General features: G+C 71.3%; 19 protein-coding genes. 15 read left to right on the top strand and 4 right to left on the bottom strand.

Annotated features, from left to right (window positions below):
* Nucleotides 1-16: 16 nt before the first annotated feature.
* The 12 genes from hisC (at nucleotide 17) to H4J02_RS13625 (ending at nucleotide 10,773) form a co-directional block, all read left to right on the top strand.
* Nucleotides 17-1,072 (top strand): histidinol-phosphate transaminase, encoded by a 1,056-nt coding sequence (gene hisC, locus H4J02_RS13680; protein WP_187675080.1) that lies wholly within the window; start codon nucleotides 17-19, stop codon nucleotides 1,070-1,072.
* Nucleotides 1,073-1,107: 35 nt separating this feature from the next.
* Nucleotides 1,108-2,226: a thiamine pyrophosphate-dependent enzyme gene (locus H4J02_RS13675; protein WP_187675079.1), complete on the top strand. Its 1,119-nt coding sequence runs from the start codon at nucleotides 1,108-1,110 to the stop codon at nucleotides 2,224-2,226.
* Nucleotides 2,227-2,234: 8 nt separating this feature from the next.
* Entirely contained in the window at nucleotides 2,235-3,203 is a 969-nt protein-coding gene (locus tag H4J02_RS13670; RefSeq protein ID WP_397420165.1) for an alpha-ketoacid dehydrogenase subunit beta, read from the top strand.
* 25 nt (nucleotides 3,204-3,228) lie between these two features.
* On the top strand, nucleotides 3,229-4,551 hold the full coding sequence (locus H4J02_RS13665) for a dihydrolipoamide acetyltransferase family protein (protein ID WP_187675078.1): 1,323 nt from the start codon (nucleotides 3,229-3,231) through the stop codon (nucleotides 4,549-4,551).
* A 672-nt stretch (nucleotides 4,552-5,223) separates the two neighbouring features.
* Nucleotides 5,224-6,048: a metal ABC transporter ATP-binding protein gene (locus H4J02_RS13660; RefSeq protein ID WP_262406138.1), complete on the top strand. Its 825-nt coding sequence runs from the start codon at nucleotides 5,224-5,226 to the stop codon at nucleotides 6,046-6,048.
* Nucleotides 6,045-6,914, top strand: coding sequence for a metal ABC transporter permease (locus H4J02_RS13655; protein WP_187675077.1), 870 nt, complete (start codon nucleotides 6,045-6,047; stop codon nucleotides 6,912-6,914). The genes H4J02_RS13660 and H4J02_RS13655 overlap by 4 nt, the downstream gene beginning before the upstream one ends.
* Nucleotides 6,911-7,327, top strand: coding sequence for a Fur family transcriptional regulator (locus H4J02_RS13650; RefSeq protein WP_187675076.1), 417 nt, complete (start codon nucleotides 6,911-6,913; stop codon nucleotides 7,325-7,327). Before H4J02_RS13655 ends, H4J02_RS13650 begins: the two co-directional genes overlap by 4 nt.
* Before the next feature lie 120 nt (nucleotides 7,328-7,447).
* Complete coding sequence (rpmB, locus tag H4J02_RS13645) at nucleotides 7,448-7,684, top strand: 50S ribosomal protein L28 (protein WP_187675075.1); 237 nt, start codon at nucleotides 7,448-7,450, stop codon at nucleotides 7,682-7,684.
* A complete protein-coding gene (gene rpmG, locus H4J02_RS13640) occupies nucleotides 7,684-7,854 on the top strand; it encodes a 50S ribosomal protein L33 (RefSeq protein WP_120762131.1) in 171 nt (56 codons plus the stop codon). Before rpmB ends, rpmG begins: the two co-directional genes overlap by 1 nt.
* A 3-nt stretch (nucleotides 7,855-7,857) precedes the next feature.
* Nucleotides 7,858-8,163 carry a 30S ribosomal protein S14 gene (rpsN, locus tag H4J02_RS13635; protein WP_187675074.1) on the top strand — a complete coding sequence of 102 codons (306 nt, stop codon included), beginning with the start codon at nucleotides 7,858-7,860 and terminating at the stop codon, nucleotides 8,161-8,163.
* 256 nt (nucleotides 8,164-8,419) lie between these two features.
* Nucleotides 8,420-8,704, top strand: a complete 285-nt coding sequence (locus H4J02_RS13630; protein ID WP_187675073.1) for an HU family DNA-binding protein — start codon at nucleotides 8,420-8,422, stop codon at nucleotides 8,702-8,704.
* A gap of 101 nt (nucleotides 8,705-8,805) precedes the next feature.
* The gene (locus H4J02_RS13625; protein WP_222942192.1) at nucleotides 8,806-10,773 is read left to right on the top strand and encodes a cytochrome c oxidase assembly protein; all 1,968 of its coding nucleotides are present in this window, start codon (nucleotides 8,806-8,808) and stop codon (nucleotides 10,771-10,773) included.
* A gap of 466 nt (nucleotides 10,774-11,239) precedes the next feature.
* Here the strand turns inward: H4J02_RS13625 and H4J02_RS13620 are convergent, their stop codons facing one another.
* Nucleotides 11,240-12,190 carry a hypothetical protein gene (locus H4J02_RS13620; RefSeq protein ID WP_187675072.1) on the bottom strand — a complete coding sequence of 317 codons (951 nt, stop codon included), beginning with the start codon at nucleotides 12,188-12,190 and terminating at the stop codon, nucleotides 11,240-11,242.
* 59 nt (nucleotides 12,191-12,249) lie between these two features.
* On the opposite strand from H4J02_RS13620, the gene H4J02_RS13615 reads away from it, so the two are divergent.
* Entirely contained in the window at nucleotides 12,250-13,542 is a 1,293-nt protein-coding gene (locus H4J02_RS13615; RefSeq protein WP_187675071.1) for an ATP-dependent RecD-like DNA helicase, read from the top strand.
* A 68-nt stretch (nucleotides 13,543-13,610) separates the two neighbouring features.
* Here H4J02_RS13615 and H4J02_RS13610 read toward each other — a convergent pair whose 3' ends face one another.
* From H4J02_RS13610 to H4J02_RS13600, 3 genes are read right to left on the bottom strand one after another with little or no spacing between them, the layout of a single operon-like run.
* Entirely contained in the window at nucleotides 13,611-14,258 is a 648-nt protein-coding gene (locus H4J02_RS13610) for a heme oxygenase (biliverdin-producing) (RefSeq protein WP_187675070.1), read from the bottom strand.
* A gap of 54 nt (nucleotides 14,259-14,312) precedes the next feature.
* Nucleotides 14,313-14,741 (bottom strand): DUF4383 domain-containing protein, encoded by a 429-nt coding sequence (locus tag H4J02_RS13605; protein WP_187675069.1) that lies wholly within the window; start codon nucleotides 14,739-14,741, stop codon nucleotides 14,313-14,315.
* A 7-nt stretch (nucleotides 14,742-14,748) separates the two neighbouring features.
* Nucleotides 14,749-15,048 (bottom strand): DUF2470 domain-containing protein, encoded by a 300-nt coding sequence (locus tag H4J02_RS13600; protein WP_262406137.1) that lies wholly within the window; start codon nucleotides 15,046-15,048, stop codon nucleotides 14,749-14,751.
* A 51-nt stretch (nucleotides 15,049-15,099) separates the two neighbouring features.
* On the opposite strand from H4J02_RS13600, the gene H4J02_RS13595 reads away from it, so the two are divergent.
* Together H4J02_RS13595 and H4J02_RS13590 are read left to right on the top strand one after the other, a co-directional pair.
* Nucleotides 15,100-16,839 (top strand): alkaline phosphatase family protein, encoded by a 1,740-nt coding sequence (locus H4J02_RS13595; protein ID WP_187675068.1) that lies wholly within the window; start codon nucleotides 15,100-15,102, stop codon nucleotides 16,837-16,839.
* Nucleotides 16,840-16,853: 14 nt separating this feature from the next.
* Nucleotides 16,854-18,059: a cysteine desulfurase-like protein gene (locus tag H4J02_RS13590; protein WP_187675067.1), complete on the top strand. Its 1,206-nt coding sequence runs from the start codon at nucleotides 16,854-16,856 to the stop codon at nucleotides 18,057-18,059.
* Nucleotides 18,060-18,085: the final 26 nt, after the last annotated feature.

Genomic DNA, 18,085 nt, shown 5'->3' with positions numbered 1-18,085 from the left:
ATCCTAGGCTGGCACCATGGCCGTCCACCTGCGTCCCGAGATCGCTGCACTCGACCCCTACCGTCAGGGCCGACCCGCGCCCGCCGATGCGTTCAAGCTCTCGAGCAACGAGAACCCCTTCCCGACGCTCCCCGCCGTCGTCGAGGCGATCGCCGCATCCGCCGTCACGCGCTACCCCGACGGCAGCGCGAGCGCGCTCCGCGTGCGGCTCGCGGAGCGCATCGGGGTCACGATCGACGAGGTGCACATCGGCGCCGGGTCCGTGTCGATCCTCCAGCAGCTCGCGAACGCGACCTCTGGTCCGGGCGACGAGATCCTCTACTCCTGGCGGTCCTTCGAGGCCTACCCCGGCATCGTCACCGTGTCCGGGGCGACGAGCGTCACCGTGCCGAACCGCGCCGACGGCGCCCACGACCTCCCCGCGATGGCCGCCGCCGTCACCGAGCGCACGCGTCTCATCCTCGTCTGCACGCCCAACAACCCGACGAGCGCGATCGTCACGGGCGCGGAGTTCGAGGAGTTCATGGCGGCCGTGCCCGACACCGTGCTCGTCGTGCTCGACGAGGCGTACCGCGAATTCGTCACCGACCCCGACGCCGTCGACGGCATCCCGCTGCTCGAGCGCCACCCCAACCTCGTCGTGCTGCGCACCTTCTCCAAGGCGTACGGACTCGCGGGGCTCCGCGTCGGCTACGCCGTCGGTCCCTCCTACGTGCTCGACGCGTGCCGCGCCACCGCGATCCCGCTCTCGGTCACAGAGCCGGCCCAGCGGGCGGCGCTCGCGGCGCTCGACCACGAAGAGGAGTACCGCGCCCAGATCGCCGAACTCAACGCCCGCCGCGACCGCATTCGCGACGGCCTCCGCGCCCAGGGCTGGGAGATCCCCGAGCCGCAGGGCAACTTCGTGTGGCTCCCCACGGGGCAGCGCACGGCCGCCGCCGCCGAGGTGCTCTCCGACCACGGGATCGTCGCGCGCGTCTTCGCACCCGAGGGCATCCGCATCACCGTCGGCGAGGAGGAGTCTGTCGACAGACTCCTAGCAGCGGCGGATGAGGTTGTGCGCACCCTCTGAACGGCGCGGAATACGCCGCGGCTAGGGTAGAGCGCATGTCTTACACCGAGGCGACGGTCCAGCTGCTCTCGCCCCAGGGTTCGCTCATCGAGAGCGAGGCGACAGCCCCCTACCTGCCCCTCATCGAGGAACTCGACGAGAGCCGGCTGCTGGACTTCCACCGGCAGATGGTCGTGATCCGCCGGTTCGACATCGAGGCCGGCAACCTGCAGCGCCAGGGCCAGCTCGCCCTCTGGATCCCGAGCCTCGGGCAGGAGGCGGCTCAGGTCGGCTCCGCCTACGCCGCCCGCCCGCAGGACCACATCTTCCCCGCCTACCGCGAGCACGTCGTGGGCCGTGTCCGCGGACTCGACGTCATGAAGATCATCGAGATGCTGCGGGGCCTCTCGCACGGCGGATGGGACCCGGCCCAGACCGGCAACTTCCACCTCTACACGCTCGTGATCGGCTCGCAGACCCTCCACGCCACCGGCTACGCCATGGGCCAGCGCTTCGACGGCGTCGTCGGCACGGGCGACCCCGAGACCGACGAGGCGACCGTCGTCTACTTCGGCGACGGAGCCACGAGCCAGGGCGACGTCAACGAGGCGCTCATCTTCGCCGCGAGCTACCAGACGCCGCAGCTGTTCTTCCTGCAGAACAACCACTGGGCCATCTCGGTGCCCGTCGAGCGCCAGTCGCGCACGCCCCTCTACCTGCGGGCCGCGGGCTTCGGCATCCCGAGCACCCAGATCGACGGCAACGACGTGCTCGCGAGCTACGCCGTCAGCCGCCACGAACTCGAGGCCGCCCGCGCCGGCGAGGGCCCCCGCTTCGTCGAGGCCCTCACCTACCGGATGGGCGCCCACACGACGAGCGACGACCCCACGAAGTACCGCGAGGACGACGACGTCGTCTTCTGGAGCGAGCGCGACCCCATCACGCGCTACGAGCGCTACCTCCGCGCGAAGGGCGTCGGCGACGACTTCTTCCAGGACGTCGCGGCCGAGGCCGAGGACCTCGCCGCCGACGTGCGACGCCGCACCAACGAGCTCGGCGGCGTGCCCGCGAGCAACGTGTTCCGCAGCGTCTACACCGACACGCACCCGGTGGTCGCCGAGCAGGCCGCCTGGTTCGCCGCCTACGAGGCCGGCTTCGAGGAGGCCCAGTCGTGACCGAGCGGATGATGCCGATGGCGAAGGCCATCAACGAGGGTCTGCGCGCCGCGCTCAAGAACGACCCCAAGGTGCTGCTCATGGGCGAGGACATCGGCACCCTCGGCGGCGTGTTCCGCGTGACCGAGGGCCTCAAGTCCGAGTTCGGCGAGGACCGCGTGCTCGACACCCCGCTCGCCGAGTCCGGCATCGTCGGCACCGCGATCGGCCTCGCCATGCGCGGCTACCGCCCCGTGTGCGAGATCCAGTTCGACGGGTTTATCTTCCCCGGCTTCGACCAGATCACCTCGCAGCTCGCGAAGCTCACCTACCGGCACGAGGGCACGCAGTCGTTCCCCGTCGTCATCCGCGTGCCCTACGGCGGCCACATCGGCGCCGTCGAGCACCACCAGGAGAGCCCCGAGGCGTACTTCGCGCACACCCCCGGCCTCCGCGTCGTCAGCCCCGCGACCCCCAACGACGGTTACTGGATGATCCAGCAGGCAATCGCATCCAACGACCCGGTGCTGTTCTTCGAGCCGAAGAGCCGCTACTGGCAGAAGGGCGAGGTCGCCGACGACGGCGTGCCCGCACCCCTCCACCAGAGCCGCGTCGTGCGTACCGGCACCCAGGTGACCCTCGTCGGCCACGGCGCCATGGTCGCCCAGCTGCTGCAGGCTGCCGAGGTCGCCGCATCCGAGGGCACGAGCGTCGAGGTCATCGACCTGCGCTCCCTCTCGCCCATCGACTACGCGCCGATCCTCGCATCCGTGCAGAAGACCGGCCGTCTCGTCGTCGCCCAGGAGGCGCCCGGCAACGTCTCCGTCGGATCCGAGATCGCCGCCACGATCGCCGAGCGTGCGTTCTACTCGCTCGAGGCGCCCGTGCTGCGGGTCTCCGGATTCGACACCCCCTTCCCGCCCGCGAAGCTCGAGGGCGTGTACCTTCCGGATGTCGACCGCATCCTCGAGGCCGTCGACCGCGCCCTCGCCTACTGACCGCGACCAGCACTGAGGAGGCCCTATGGCCCACGCAGAGTTCCCGCTGCCGGATGTCGGGGAAGGCCTCACCGAGGCCGAGATCGTCGCCTGGAAGGTGAAGCCCGGCGACACCGTCACCGTCAACCAGGTGCTCGTCGAGATCGAGACCGCCAAGTCGCTCGTCGAGCTGCCGTCGCCGTTCGCCGGCACCGTCACCGAGCTGCTCGCCGAGGAGGGCGCGACGGTCGAGGTCGGCGCCCCCATCATCCGCGTCGACTCCGCCGGCGGCACGATCGAGCTGCAGGCGCCCGCCAACGACTCCGAGAGCCTCGGCGCCGTCTCCGACCCGAGCGGCATGGCCGAGAAGGAGGAGTCCGGCGCGGTGCTCGTCGGCTACGGCTCGAAGGGTGGCCACACCGCCACCCGCCGTCGCCGCCCCGGCGCCGCCGTGCCCAACCCGGATGCGCCCGCCGCCCCCGCGCGGACCACCGCCCGCCGCCCCGGCACGCCCGTCATCGCCAAGCCGCCCATCCGCAAGCTCGCCAAGGACCTCGACGTCGACCTCGGCCAGGTCACCGCCACGGGCCCCGGCGGCGAGGTGCTGCGCGAGGACGTCATCCGCCAGGCCGAGCAGGCGAGCGTCTTCCGCAACATCGAGACGCCCGCGTGGCCCGCCGAGCGCGAGGAGCGCATCCCCGTCAAGGGCGTGCGCAAGGCGACCGCGCAGGCGATGGTCGCATCCGCGTTCACCGCCCCGCACGTCTCCGTCTTCACCGACGTCAACGCCACCCGCACGATGGAATTCGTCAAGCGGCTCAAGGCCTCGCCCGACTTCGCCGGCGTGCGCGTCAGCCCCCTGCTCGTGATGGCCAAGGCGGTCATCTGGGCGGTGCGGCGCAACCCCACGGTCAACTCGACGTGGACCGATGAGGAGATCATCGTGCGCCACTACGTCAACCTCGGCATCGCCGCCGCCACCCCGCGCGGCCTCATCGTGCCGAACGTCAAGGACGCGCAGGAGCTCAGCCTCCTCGAGCTCGCCCAGTCGCTCGAGCAGTTGACCCTCACCGCGCGCGAAGGCAAGACGCAGCCGGCCGAGATGTCCGGCGGCACGATCACCATCACCAACCTCGGGTCGTTCGGCATGGACACCGGCACCCCGATCCTCAACCCCGGCGAGGTCGGCATCGTCGCCCTCGGCGCCATCAAGCAGAAGCCGTGGGTCGTCGACGGCGAGGTGCGGCCCGCGTACGTCACGACCGTCGGCGCGTCGTTCGACCATCGCGTCGTCGACGGCGACGTCGCCTCGCGGTTCACGGCGGATGTGGCTTCCGTGCTCGAGGAGCCAGCGCTGCTGCTGGACTGAGTCGTCGTGTGACCCGGGGGCCGCTTCGCGGCGGAGCGGATCCGTTTGCGAGGCGCCTGTTGCCGCGAGTTCACCGCTGGTTGAGTGCCGCGCGCCGCGCCGGAGGCGCGACGCACGGCGTATCGAAACCGGAGGGACGGATGGGGTGCGGAGGCAACGCATCCCGTGACCCGCTGTTGATACGCGGTGCGAGGGTTTCGATACGCGTCGTGCGCTGCGCGCGCGGCGCTACTCAACCAGCGGGATGGCGGGAGCGGCCTTTACTCGGTGCGAGATCACCGCTGGTTGGGTGCTGCCGGTCCACCTCCGGTCGACGCGCGTGTTGTCGCGAGTTCACCGCTGGTTGAGTGCCGCGCGCCGCGCCCGGAGGGCGCGACGCACGGCGTATCGAAACCCGACGGGCGGATGAGGTGTGGAGGTTTCGCATCCATTGGCCCGCTGTTGATACGCGGTGCGAGGGTTTCGATACGCGTCGTGCGCTGCGCGCGCGGCGCTACTCAACCAGCGGGGGGTGGCGGGTTTCGATACGCGTCGTGCGCTCCGCGCGCGGCGCTACTCAACCAACGGGGGGGTGGCGGGGGCGATACGCGTCGTGCGCCGCGCGCGCGGCGCCACTCAACCAGCGGGAACACCGAGGCGGCGATGAGAACCGTTCTCAGGTAGCATGGCGCGGTGAGTGAGGCGGTGCTGAGCGTGCGGGGTGCGCAGCTGACCCTCGGCGCGCGCACCCTCTGGACGGGGGTCGACCTCGACGTCGCCCCGGGTGAGTTCATCGCCGTGCTCGGCTCGAACGGCTCCGGCAAGACGAGCCTGCTCAAGACCGTGCTGGGGCAGCATCCGCTCTCGGCGGGGGAGATGCGTCTCGCGGGCGAGCCGGTGCGCCGCGGCGACCGCCGCATCGGCTACATCCCGCAGCAGCGAGGACAGGATCCGGCCATGCGCATCCGGGGCCGCGACCTCGTGCGCCTCGGCGTCGACGGCGAGCGCTGGGGACCCGGATGGCCGAGTCGCGCCCGGCGGGAACGCGTCGACGAGCTGCTCGGCGCGGTCGGCGCGAGCCACTACGCGAAGGTGCCCGTGAGCCTGCTGTCGGGCGGCGAGCAGCAGCGACTGCGTGTCGGACAGGCGCTCGCGGGCGACCCGCTGCTCATGCTGTGCGACGAGCCGCTCGGCTCCCTCGACCTCCGGGCGCAGCGCGTCGTGAGCGAGCTCATCGACCGGCACCGGCGCGAGCGCGGCTTCGGCGTGCTGTTCGTGACGCACGACGTGAACCCCGTGCTCGGCATGGTCGACCGCGTGCTCTACCTCGCGAACGGCCGCTTCCGCATCGGGGCCCCGAACGAGGTGCTCACTTCCGAGGTGCTCTCCGAGCTCTACCAGGCCGAGGTCGACGTCATCCGCACCCACGGCCGCGTCGTGATCGTCGGCGCGCCCGACCACGCCCACCACGAGCACGAGCACGAGCACCCGCAGCCCCACCCGGGGGAGGTCGCATGAGCGACTGGTGGACGCAGCTCTTCGACTTCAGCGACTACGGCGCCCTGCTCGCGCTGCTGCACAACTCGATCCTCGCGGGCGTCGTGCTGGGACTCGCGGGCGGGCTCATCGGCGTCTTCGTCATGACGCGCGACCTCGCCTTCGCCGTGCACGGCATCAGCGAGCTGTCGTTCGCGGGCGCCGCCGCCGGCCTCCTGCTCGGCGTCGGCGTCGTCGAGGGGTCGATCATCGGGTCGCTCGCCGCGGCCCTCCTGATCGGGCTCCTCGGCTCCCGCGCGCGCGAACGCAACTCGATCACGGCCGTGCTCATGCCGTTCGGCCTCGGCCTCGGCATCCTGTGCCTCGCCCTCTACCCGGGCCGCGCGTCGACGAAGTTCGGGCTGCTGACGGGTCAGATCGTCGCGGTCGACGACCCGCAGCTCGGCTGGCTCGCGGTCGTGTGCGGCATCGTCGTGGTCGGCCTGCTCGTCATGTGGCGCCCGCTCTCGTTCGCGAGCCTGGATGCCGAGGTCGCGGCTGCGCGCGGCGTGCCGGTGCGCGCGCTCTCGGTCGCGTTCATGGTGCTGCTCGGCCTCGCCGTCGCCGCGGCGATCCAGATCGTGGGAGCGCTGCTCGTGCTCTCGATCCTCGTGACGCCGGCCGCCGCGGCCCTCCGGATCTCGAGCTCGCCCGTGTGGGTGCCCGTGCTCTCGACGGCGTTCGCGCTCGTGTCGCTCGTGGGCGGCATCCTGCTCGCGCTCGGGGCGAGCGTGCCGATCAGCCCCTACGTCACGACGATCTCGTTCCTCATCTGGGGCGTGTGCGTGCTCGCTGGTCGCCGCCGACGCGACCGCCGTACCCTGGTGGCGAAGGGGGTGGCGGCATGAAGCGGAACACGTGGCAGCGCGAGGCCGTGCGCGAGGCGCTCTCGCGCACCGAGGGCTTCGTGTCGGCGCAGGCCCTGCACGCCTCGCTGCGCGGCACGGGCTCCGAGGTCGGGCTTGCCACGGTCTACCGTGCCCTCGCCGACCTCGCCCAGGAGGGGGAGGCCGACTCGCTCGTGCAGGAGGGCGAGAGCCTCTACCGCGCGTGCACGCCCGGCTCGCACCACCATCACCTCATCTGCCGCTCGTGCGGCACGGCCGTCGAGATCTCCGCGGATCCCGTGGAGGCCTGGGCGCGCCAGGTCGCGTTCGAGCACGGGTTCACCCAGCCGGAGCACGTCGTCGACGTCTTCGGGCTGTGCCCCGAGTGCTCGGCTGGCGCATCCGGTCACACTCGGGTACTCTCGGAGGGTTGACCGCAGAAATGCGGCCTTCTTTGTGCGCCGCCGCGACTCCTGGAGTTCTCGGTATCGGCGTGCCGACAAGTGACCTTGGGTGGGGCGCTCGCCCCACGGTAGCCAGATAGGAAAGAAACCATGGCAGCTGTGTGCCAGGTGACCGGAGCCGTTCCCGGCTTCGGACACAACATCTCGCACTCGCACCGCCGGACGAAGCGCCGCTTCGACCCGAACGTGCAGAAGAAGAAGTACTACGTCCCGTCGCTCAAGCGCACCGTGACCCTCACGCTGTCCGCTAAGGGCATCAAGGTGATCGACGCGCGCGGCATCGAGTCCGTCGTCGCCGAGCTCCTGGCTCGTGGGGAGAAGATCTGATGGCCAAGAAGGCACAGGACGTCCGTCCCATCATCAAGCTCCGTTCGACCGCGGGCACCGGGTACACCTACGTGACCCGCAAGAACCGCCGCAACGACCCCGACCGCATCGTGCTCAAGAAGTACGACCCCATCGTGCGCAAGCACGTCGAGTTCCGAGAGGAGCGTTAAGCAATGGCCAAGAAGAGCAAGATCGCGAAGAACGAGCAGCGGAAGGTCATCGTCGAGCGCTACGCCGCGAAGCGCCTCGAGCTCAAGAAGGCGCTCGTCGACCCGAACTCGACCGACGAGCAGCGTGAGGCCGCCCGCGTCGGCCTGCAGAAGCTGCCGCGCGACGCGTCGCCGATCCGCGTGCGCAACCGCGACGCCATCGACGGCCGCCCCCGCGGTGTCCTGTCGAACTACGGCATCTCGCGTGTGCGCTTCCGCGACATGGCGCACCGTGGCGAGCTGCCCGGCGTGACCAAGTCGAGCTGGTAAGCACCGCACCACGTCCGAGGGGGCGTCGGCATCGCGCCGGCGCCCCCTCGTCGTGTACCGGTCGGTCGACGGGCCCAGAAAACCCTCAACCATCACCTGAGGTCGAGTTGCCGAAACAGGCCGAAAACCCCGGAAATGTCGGGGATCGCTGGTAGTTTCGAGCACGGTTCAGGGGTAGACGCCTCAGGGCCGACCCCTCGCGGCATCCTTTCGGAGGCCGCATCGAAATCGAGAAAACCGTCCGAGGAGGACACCCATGGCTGACACCCTCAACAAGAGCGACCTCGTCGCCGCGATCGCGGCCGAGACCGGCGAGAGCCAGGCGGCCGTCAACAAGGTCGTCGACGCGTTCTTCTCCGTCGTCGCCAAGCAGGTCGGCGGCGGCACGAAGGTCAGCATCCCCGGCTGGCTCTCGTTCGAGAAGACCCACCGCGCCGCTCGTGCGGGCCGCAACCCCGCGACCGGCGAGACCATCCAGATCGCGGCGTCCAACGGCGTCAAGGTCTCGGCGGGCAGCAAGCTCAAGGCCGCCGTCAAGTAAGACACGCAGCCTCTCGAGGGCGTCGACCATCGCTGGTCGGCGCCCTCGACGCATGTCCGGGCCGATTCGAACGCCCAGGATGCCGCGCCTAGGCTGGGAGGGTGCGGCGCCTCGCGTGGGTCACCGGACCCGCTCTCCTCCTGCTCGCCGCTCTCGCGGCGGTGCTCGGCGCGCTCGCCGTGGGCGGCGGCGCGAACCCGCTGCCGTTCGTCGACCCCGGTGCCGTCGTGCGCTACGGCATCCCGATCGCGACCGTGCTCGTCGACCTCGGGGCGGCCGCGACGATCGGTGGGCTCGTGCTCGCGTGCTTCGCCCTCACCCCGGGCGAGAAGGCGTACGACCGCGCGGTGGACGTAGCCGCAGCAGGCGCGGCCGTCTGGACCGTCGCATCCGGAGCCATGGCGTTCCTGCTCTTCCAGAGCCTGCACATCAGCGCCCCCACCCTCGACGACGACTACGGCCGGCAGCTCGGCACCTTCCTCACCGACTTGCCTGTCGGGCGCGCGTGGCTCACGGTGACCCTCGTCGCGGCGGCCGCCACCGCCGTCTGCTTCGCCGTGCGCAACGTCACCGCGCTCGCGTTCACGGCGGCGGGCGCCGGCCTCGGCCTGCTGCCCATCGCCCAGCAGGGCCACGCCGGATCGACCGCCGACCACGACCTCGCCGTGAGCGCCATCTGGCTGCACATGCTGCTCGTGTGCGTGTGGGTCGGCGGCCTGCTCGCCGTCGTCGTCGCGCGCCGTGAGCTCGACCGCGAGCGGCTGCGCGTGGTGCTCACCCGCTACTCGACGCTCGCGCTCGTGAGCTTCGTCGTCGTCGCCGTCTCCGGCTACATCTCCGCCGCCGTGCGCGTCGGCGAGCTCGCGCAGCTCGCAACCCCGTACGGGCTCCTCGTGCTCGGCAAGGTCGCCGCGCTCCTCGTGCTCGGCGCGTTCGGCGCCCTCCAGCGCCGCTGGGTCATCGCCCGGATGCGCGAGGGCGCCTCCGCGTGGTGGTTCCGGATGCTGGTGCTCGGCGAGATCGCGTTCATGGGCCTCGCGACGGGCCTCGCCGCCGGACTCGCCCGCACCGCGCCGCCCGTCGAGGAGGTGCCCGCCGACCAGCTCGCCGATCCGAGCCCGGCCGAGTACCTCACGGGCCGCGAGCTCCCGCCCGAGCTGAGCGGCATCCGCTACCTCACCGAGTGGCGGCTCGAGCCGCTGTGGGCGCTCATCGCCGCCTTCGCCGTGTTCTTCTACCTCGCGGGCGTGTGGCGCCTGCACCGCCGCGGCGACCGCTGGCCCTGGTACCGCACCGCCATGTGGGTGCTCGGGTTCGGCGCGCTCGTGTGGGTCACCAACGGGGCGCCCGGTGTGTACGAGCAGTTCCTGTTCTCGGCGCACATGCTCGGGCACATGATCCTCACGATGGCGATCCCCATCCTGCTCGTGCTCGCCGCACCCGTGACCCTCGCGGCGCGCGCCATCGAACGGCGCCGCGACGGCAGCCGCGGGCCGCGGGAATGGATCCTCTGGGCCGTGCAGTCGCCCTACGCCGCCGTGCTCACCAACCCCTTCGTCGCGGCGGCGCTGTTCGCCGTGTCGCTGTGGGTTTTCTACTACACGGGCATCTTCCGCTGGGCCGTCACCGACCACGTCGGGCACCTGTGGATGATCACCCACTTCCTGCTCACGGGATACCTCTTCGCGCTCGTGCTCGTCGGCGCCGACCCCATCCGCACGCGGCCGCCGCACGCGCTCCGGCTGCTGCTGCTGCTCGCCACCATGGCGTTCCATGCCTTCTTCGGGCTCGCCATCATGAGCGACCAGGGGCTCATGCTCGCCGACTGGTACGGCGCCATGGGCCGCACGTGGGGGCTGCCGCCGCTCGAGGACCAGCGCTGGGGCGGAGGGATCGCGTGGTCGGTGGGCGAGATCCCGACCGTCATCCTCGCGATCGTCGTCGCCATCCAGTGGTCGCGCAGCGACGCCCGCGAGGCGAAGCGCCGCGACCGCGCCGCCGACCGCGACGGCGACGCCGAGCTCGCCGCCTACAACGACATGCTCGCGCGGCGGTCGACGCGCGACTGACGCGGGGCTCGTATCACCGCCGGTTGAGTGCCGCGCGCGGTGCGCGGAGCGCGCGGCGCACGGCGTATCGAAACCCGACGGGCGGATGAGGTGCGGAGGTTTCGCATCCCGTGGTCCGCTGTTGATACGCGGTGCGAGGGTTTCGATACGCGTCGTGCGCTGCGCGCGCGGCGCTACTCAACCAGCGGAAAGGGGCACGTCAGCAGACGGTAGAGCGGCCGCGCGAGATCACCGCTTGTTGAGTGCCGCGCGCCGCGCCCGTAGGGCGCGACGCACGGCGTATCGAAACCCTAGGGACGTATGACGTGTGGACGTTTCGCATCCATTGGCCCGCTGTTGATACGCGGTGCGAGGGTCTCGATACGCGTCGTGCGCTCCGCGCGCGGCGCTACTCAACCAACGGAAGATGGGTGGCGGCGCGGCGCTACTCAACCAGCGGAAAGGGGGCGGCGCGGCGCGGCGCTGCTCAACCGCCGGGGCCGACGGGCGTGAGCACCACCGTGGTGCCCTCGAAGGCGATGCCGTAGGAGGCGGCGAAGGGCACGTCGTGCTCGAGGGACGTGATGCTCCCGTCGAAGAGCGACTGCACGTCGACCGTGAGCCGCGCGACGCCATCGGACCCGTGCACCTCCCACAGCCCGAACCGTTCGGACGCGACGAGCTCGACCGCGGGCGGCTCCGCGATCGTCCACACGGGCTCCGACACGACGCGGTTCTCGATCGCGTGGCCGAAGGGGCAGCCCACGGGGAACAGGATGCCCTGCTCCGTGCACGCGAGCAGGTCGGCCTCCACGGCATCCGCGACGATCGCCGTGAAGACGGCGTTGGGGCGGATGTCGAGGGCGACAGCCGCATCCGTCCCCGTCGCGAGCACGGCGACGGGCTCGGCCTCGAGGAACTGCGAGTCGTGTTCGAAGACGTAGAGCGCGGGCGTCAGGGCGGCGAAGGCCGCGGGCCTGCCGCCAGCGGTGGCGAGCGGCACGCCGCCCGCCGTGAAGCGCGCGTCACCCGTCGTCGACACCTGGACGGTCGTGACAGGGGAGGAGGCGAAACCCCACTCGGGAAAGAGGCCGAAACGCGAGCCGATGCGCTCCACCTCGAGCACCGCCTCGCCGCTCACCCCGCCGCCCGACACCGCGACCCGAACGCGGTGCACGCCGGCGCGGACCTCGTCGCCCACGACCTCCGCGTCCACCCCCGTGAACGCGCGCTCGTCGAGCAGCCGCTCGTCGAGACCCTTCGCATCGACGCCGGGGAGCGCGAGCACCTCGTCGACGTGGCCGTCGGCGAGCGAGGCGAGGTAGTCGCGCACGAAGGCGGATGCCGAGAAGACGGTCGCGTTCGCCGCGAGCACGCCTCCGACGAGGGCGCCCGCGAGGATCACGGCCGCCCCCACCCAGCCGAGCAGGACGCGCATCCCCCACATTCTGCCGCGCCCGTGCGACCGACCGGCCGCGGCTCGGTTAACCTGCTGGGATGCCCCGCACCGATCTCGCCCCCGAACAGCGAGCCGTGTTCGAGGCGATCGAGACGACGCGCGACCACGTCTTCGTCACGGGGCGCGCGGGCACCGGCAAGTCGACGCTGCTCGAGTACCTCGCGTGGAACACCTCGAAGCAGCTCGTGATCTGCGCACCCACGGGGGTCGCGGCGCTCAACGTGGGCGGCCAGACCATCCACTCGCTCTTCCGTCTGCCGATCGGGGTCATCGCCGACCACGAAATCGAGCAGTCGGCCGAGCTCAAGAAGCTGCTCAACACGATCGAGACGCTCGTGGTCGACGAGGTGTCGATGGTCAACGCCGACCTGCTCGACGCGATGGACCGCAGCCTGCGCCAGGCGCGTCAGAAGCCCCACGAGCCCTTCGGCGGCGTGCAGCTCGTGCTCTTCGGCGACCCGTTCCAGCTCGCCCCCGTGCCGGGCGACGCGGATGAGCGCGCCTACTTCGCCGACCGCTACCGCTCGCTGTGGTTCTTCGACGCGCGCGTGTGGGAGGAGGCCGACCTCACGATCTACGAGCTCGGCACCATCCATCGCCAGCACGAGCTCGAGTTCAAGCAGCTGCTCAACGCCGTGCGCTACGGCATGGTGACGGCCGAGATGGCGGGCAGGCTCAACTCGGTCGGTGCGCGCACGGCGCCCGACGACGGCACGATCACCCTCGCGACCACCAACCACACGGTCACGCGCATCAACCAGTCGGCGCTCGCCCGGCTCCCCGGCCGCGCCCTCACGGCCGTCGCCGACGTCAACGGCGACTTCGGGGGCCGTGCCTTCCCGGCCGACGAGCGCCTCGAGCTCAAGGTCGGCGCGCAGGTCATGTTCCTGCGCAACGACGCGGGCGGCGAGGGGCGCTGGGTGAACGGCACGATCGGCGAGGTCGTGAAGATCGCCGACGACGTCACCGTCGACATCGACGGCGAGCGGCACACCGTCGCGCCCGTCACGTGGGAGCGCTACAGGTACAGCTACTCACCGGTCACGAAGCAGCTGACGAAGGATGTCGTGGCCGAGTTCACGCAGTTCCCGCTGCGGCTCGCGTGGGCGGTCACGATCCACAAGTCGCAGGGCAAGAGCTACGACCGCGCGATCGTCGACCTGGGGCAGCGCTCGTTCGCGCCGGGGCAGACGTACGTCGCCCTCAGCCGGCTGACGGCGCTCGACGGCCTCTACTTGTCGCGCCCGCTGCGCCCGTCCGACATCATCGTCGACGACAACGTGCGACGGTTCATGCAGGGCGCGAAGCCGATCCCGGGCATCCAGGCGTAGGAGCCGGCGGCGGGGGGGGCTCGAGACGCGTCGCTTCGCGGCGCTCCTCGACCAGCTGAGTGGTGCGCTTAGGCGGCGGCCTTCGCGCGCGCGAGGTCCTCGAAGAGCTCCGTGTTGAAGCGGTAGGCGAGCAGCACTTCGTCGATGACGCGCTCGCGCTCGGCCTCGTCCCACTCCACGCGGTCGAGCTCGTCGCGGTACGTCTGCTTGAACTCCTGCGGGTCGGCGATCTCGTCGAAGAGGTAGAAGCCGATGCCGTTGGTCTCGAAGCCGAAGCGACGCGCCATGACCTTGCCGATGAACTGGCCGCCCGAGAGGTCGCCGAGGTAGCGCGTGTAGTGGTGCGCGACGAAGCCGCCGGCCCAGCGCTCGTCGGCCACCTGGCGGATGCGGTCGACGTACTCGATGGTCGTGGGGAGCGGCGTGATCGCGTCGCGCCAGTCGGCGCCGAGGAGGAACTCGAGGTCGGCCTCGAGTGCGGGGAGGCGCGTGAGCCGCGGCGTCGCGAACTGGGCCACGATCGGGTCGCCGGCGAAGATCGCCTCGGCGGCCTCGAGCGCCTCGTAGATGAAGTAGTGCTGCACGACGAGCGCCACGTAGTCGTCGCGCGTGCCCTCGCCCTTCATGAGGTCGGTCATGAAGCCGGCGCCCTCGCTGTCGGAGTGTCCGGTCCAGGTGCGCTCGCGGAGAGCCTGGGAGAAGGGCAGCACGGACACGGGAACTCCTTGAGGTTAGGTTTCCCTTAGCTTATGACTGACTGAAGGTTCGCGCTAGTCCGCCCGGCGCGCCGCATCCGTCCCGGGCGCCTGCGCCGCATCCGCCCGCGCCGCCCCGAGCCCTGTGGCGAGCAGAGCGGATGACGTGGCGAAGTGCAGGAGGTTCGCCGCGCCGTTGAGGGCGAGCACATTGACGGGGGTGCCGACCGCGAAGAGCCCGAACAGCCCGAGCACGAACAGCACCGTGCCGACGCCGACGTTGACGGGGCGGGAGAGGCGCTCGCCCCGCACGGCACCCACGGCGAGAGCCGCGGCGAGCACGAGGTGCACGACGGCGAGGGCGAGGTTCGTGCCGACGAGGCCGAACACGAGCGCGCCGACCTCGGGGTCGAGCGTCGGGTCGAGCACGAGCACGAGACCCCAGACCCCGACGACCGCGAACACGACGGCTCCTGCCGCCGACGCGATCCGGTTCGGGGTCACCGCGTGCCTACTCGTGCGGACGGGGCTCGACGCCGAGCTTGCTGCAGGCGGCATCGTAGAGCCCGACGATCTCGCGGCGGATCTCGGGGCGCTCGGTGAGCTCGCGCGACCAGGGGAGGTGCAGCTCGGAGTCCTCGCCGTCGATCGTGTAACGCCACGTTCCACCGCGGTGGTCGAGGTCGATCATGCGGGCCGACTCGGGATCCCGACCCGCGAAGGCGCGCACGATCAGGATGTTGTCGTCGGTGTGGTCGTCGTTCATGTGGTGCAGAACGGCGGCGACGACCTCGGGGGAGAAAACGGTCACGTGCCCACGGTAATCCACCCCCACCTGATCGCCGTCTGATGGGATGGTCGCGTGGGCGGCGAGGAGCGGGAACCGGAGCGCGGCGCGAGCCGCCGGGACTTCCTGCGCGTCGGCGGTGCCGCGGCGGCCGGGGTCGTCGTCGGCGCGGGCGCGGGGGCGGCCATCGGGCACGAGTTCGGGGCCCGCGAGGCGCTCCCCGTGCCCGACCAGGAGACGGCGCCCGGCTTCGCCCACCTCGTCGTGCTCATGGGTGAGAACCGCTCCTTCGACAACCTGCTCGGCTACCTCTACGACGCCGAGACCGTGCCCGAGGGGGCGGAGTTCGAGGGCCTCGCCTTCGGCGACTACGCGAACGCGGCGCCCGACGGCACGCGCATCCCCGCGCATCCGTACACGGGCACGACCGACGAGATCATGGCGTCGCCGAACCCCGACCCGGGGGAGCCCTATCCGCACGTCAACACGCAGCTCTTCAACGTCGTCGACCCGCCCGTCAACGCGCCCGCCGACGACGCGCATCCGACGATGGACGGCTTCGTCACCGACTACGCCATCAACTGGACCGAGGTGAAGGGCGCCAAGAAGAAGCCGACGAACGACGAGCTCGGCCGCGTCATGGGCGCCTTCACGCCCGCGATGCTGCCCGTGCTGTCGACGCTCGCGCGCGAGTTCGCCGTCTACGACCACTGGTTCGCGGCCGTGCCGAGCCAGACCTTCTGCAACCGGTCGTTCTTCCACGCCGGCACCTCGCACGGCTTCGTGACCAACAAGGAGGGCGGCGGCTACCGCAAGTGGCTCGACGCCCCCGCGGCGCCGACGATCTTCAACCGCCTCGAGGATGCGGGCGTCGACTGGCGCATCTACTACGACGAGCTGCAGCTCGTGTCGCTCACGGGCGTGCTGCACGCGCCGGCCCTCGAGCGGTACTGGAAGACCGGCCACTTCGCCACGATGCAGCAGTTCTATGACGACGTCGCCCAGGGGCAGCTGCCCGCGTACGCGTTCATCGAGCCGCGCATGACCTACAACCACAACGACTTCCACCCCGCGTTCGGCACGATGCGCGAGAGCGACGTCGATGGCACGGAGGTCGTCGACTCGGCGATCTCGGACGTGCGGGCGGGCGAGCTGCTCGTGCACGAGGTGTACTCGGCGATCCGCGCGAGCGCGGCGGCATCGGGCTCGAACGCCCTCAACACGATGCTGCTCATCACCTTCGACGAGCACGGCGGCACCTACGACCACGTGCCGCCTCCGCGCGAGGCGCCGCCCGACGACAGCGGCGCGGGCGAGATGGGCTTCGCGTTCGACCGGCTCGGATGCCGTGTGCCGGCGATCGCGGTGTCTGCCTGGACCGCACGAGGCACGATCGTGCACGACCTCATGCACCACGGCTCGGTCGCGGCGACTCTCGACAGGCTGCACGGACTCGAGCCGCTCAGCCGCCGCGACGAGACCGCGACGCCGCTCTTCAACGCCGTCAACCTCACCGCCCCGCGCGACCCGTCGACGTGGCCCACGACGACCCCGCAGTACCTGCCGCCGAACCCGCAGGCCGAGTCGCCGCATCCGGGCAACGCCCACAAGGACAAGCCGCTCAGCCCGCCCGCGCAGGGGCTCATCGGGTTGCTGCTCGCGAAGTACGGCAACCCCGAGCACCTCGATCCGCAGACCTACGGCGACGCCTACGAGGCGCTCGCGAAGTACGGCACGGGGCTGTTCGGCGCCGAACGCGCACCCACCGGCACGCCCACGCCGACCCCCGCCCCCACCCCGACACCCACACCCTGACAACCCGGAGCACCATGTCGTTCGATGTCGCCGCCCTCCGCGGCCGTTTCCCCGCCCTCGCCACGGGCGTCGCCCACTTCGACGGGCCCGGCGGCACGCAGACGCCCCTCGAGGTCGGCGAGGCGATTGCGCGCACGCTCACGGGTCCGCTCTCGAACCGCGGCTCGGCGATCGTGTCCGAGCGCAACGCGACGGATGCCGTGGTCGCGATGCGCGAGGCGGTCGGCGACCTGCTCGGCGTGTCGGCATCCGGCGTCGTCTACGGCCGCAGCGCCACGCAACTCGCCTACGACTTCTCGCGGCACCTCTCGCGGAGCTGGGGCCCCGGCGACGAGGTCGTCGTCACGCGCCTCGACCACGACTCGAACGTGCGCCCGTGGGTGCAGGCGGCCGAGCGCACGGGCGCCACGGTGCGCTGGATCCACCTCGACCCGGCCACGGGCGAGCTGCTGCTCGACGACCTCGCCGAGGTGCTCTCCGAGCGCACGAAGGTCGTCGCCGTCACCGCCGCGTCGAACCTGATCGGCACGATGCCGCCCGTGCGGGCGATCGCAGATGCCGCCCACGCGCAGGGCGCGCTCGTCTACGTCGACGCGGTGCACTACGCCGCCCACCACCTCGTCGACCGCGAAGCGCTCGGCGCCGACTTCGTCGTGTGCTCGCCGTACAAGTTCCTCGGCCCGCACTGCGCCGTGCTCGGCGCGGACCCCGCGCTGCTCGAGACGATCCGCCCCGACAAGCTCGCGCCCTCGACCGACGTCGTGCCCGAGCGCTTCGAGTTCGGCACGCTCCCGTACGAGCTCATGGCGGGCGTCACGGCCGCCGTCGAGGTGCTCGCCTCGCTCGCCCCGTCGGATGCGACCACCCGTCGCGGGGCGCTCGCGGCGTCGTTCCGTGCCCTGCACGCGCACGAGTCGGCGCTCCGCGCGCGGCTCGAGGCGGGGCTCGCCGAGCTCGGCGACCGCGTCACGGTGTGGTCGCGCGCGGCCGAGCGCACGCCGACCACCCTCATGACGTTCGAGGGGCGCTCGGCGGCCGAGGCATCCGAGTTCCTCGCCGCGCGCGAGGTGCACGCGCCAGCCGGCAACTTCTACGCGCTCGAGGCGTCGCGTGCCCTCGGGCTCGGCGACACGGGCGGTCTGCGCGCGGGCCTCGCGCCCTACACGACCGCCGAGGAGGTCGACCGCCTGCTCGAGGGGCTCGCCGACTTCCTCGCGTGAAGCGGGCCCGCTGAGCACTGCTAGCT

It is taken from the genome of Protaetiibacter sp. SSC-01, from assembly GCF_014483895.1.
Taxonomy (GTDB): Bacteria; Actinomycetota; Actinomycetes; order Actinomycetales; family Microbacteriaceae; genus Homoserinibacter.
This window is presented reverse-complemented; position numbering and strand designations above follow the sequence as displayed.

Excerpts from the sequence above, each read along its gene's own strand:
- H4J02_RS13590 (WP_187675067.1), top strand. The coding sequence starts at position 16,854 with ATGTCGTTCGATGTCGCCGCCCTCCGCGGCCGTTTCCCCGCCCTCGCC.
- rpmB (WP_187675075.1), top strand. The coding sequence starts at position 7,448 with ATGGCAGCTGTGTGCCAGGTGACCGGAGCCGTTCCCGGCTTCGGACAC.
- H4J02_RS13655 (WP_187675077.1), top strand. The coding sequence starts at position 6,045 with ATGAGCGACTGGTGGACGCAGCTCTTCGACTTCAGCGACTACGGCGCC.
- hisC (WP_187675080.1), top strand. The coding sequence starts at position 17 with ATGGCCGTCCACCTGCGTCCCGAGATCGCTGCACTCGACCCCTACCGT.
- H4J02_RS13675 (WP_187675079.1), top strand. The coding sequence starts at position 1,108 with ATGTCTTACACCGAGGCGACGGTCCAGCTGCTCTCGCCCCAGGGTTCG.
- rpsN (WP_187675074.1), top strand. The coding sequence starts at position 7,858 with ATGGCCAAGAAGAGCAAGATCGCGAAGAACGAGCAGCGGAAGGTCATC.
- H4J02_RS13665 (WP_187675078.1), top strand. The coding sequence starts at position 3,229 with ATGGCCCACGCAGAGTTCCCGCTGCCGGATGTCGGGGAAGGCCTCACC.
- rpmG (WP_120762131.1), top strand. The coding sequence starts at position 7,684 with ATGGCCAAGAAGGCACAGGACGTCCGTCCCATCATCAAGCTCCGTTCG.
- H4J02_RS13630 (WP_187675073.1), top strand. The coding sequence starts at position 8,420 with ATGGCTGACACCCTCAACAAGAGCGACCTCGTCGCCGCGATCGCGGCC.
- H4J02_RS13650 (WP_187675076.1), top strand. The coding sequence starts at position 6,911 with ATGAAGCGGAACACGTGGCAGCGCGAGGCCGTGCGCGAGGCGCTCTCG.
- H4J02_RS13615 (WP_187675071.1), top strand. The coding sequence starts at position 12,250 with ATGCCCCGCACCGATCTCGCCCCCGAACAGCGAGCCGTGTTCGAGGCG.
- H4J02_RS13620 (WP_187675072.1), bottom strand. The coding sequence starts at position 12,190 with ATGCGCGTCCTGCTCGGCTGGGTGGGGGCGGCCGTGATCCTCGCGGGC.
- H4J02_RS13670 (WP_397420165.1), top strand. The coding sequence starts at position 2,235 with ATGATGCCGATGGCGAAGGCCATCAACGAGGGTCTGCGCGCCGCGCTC.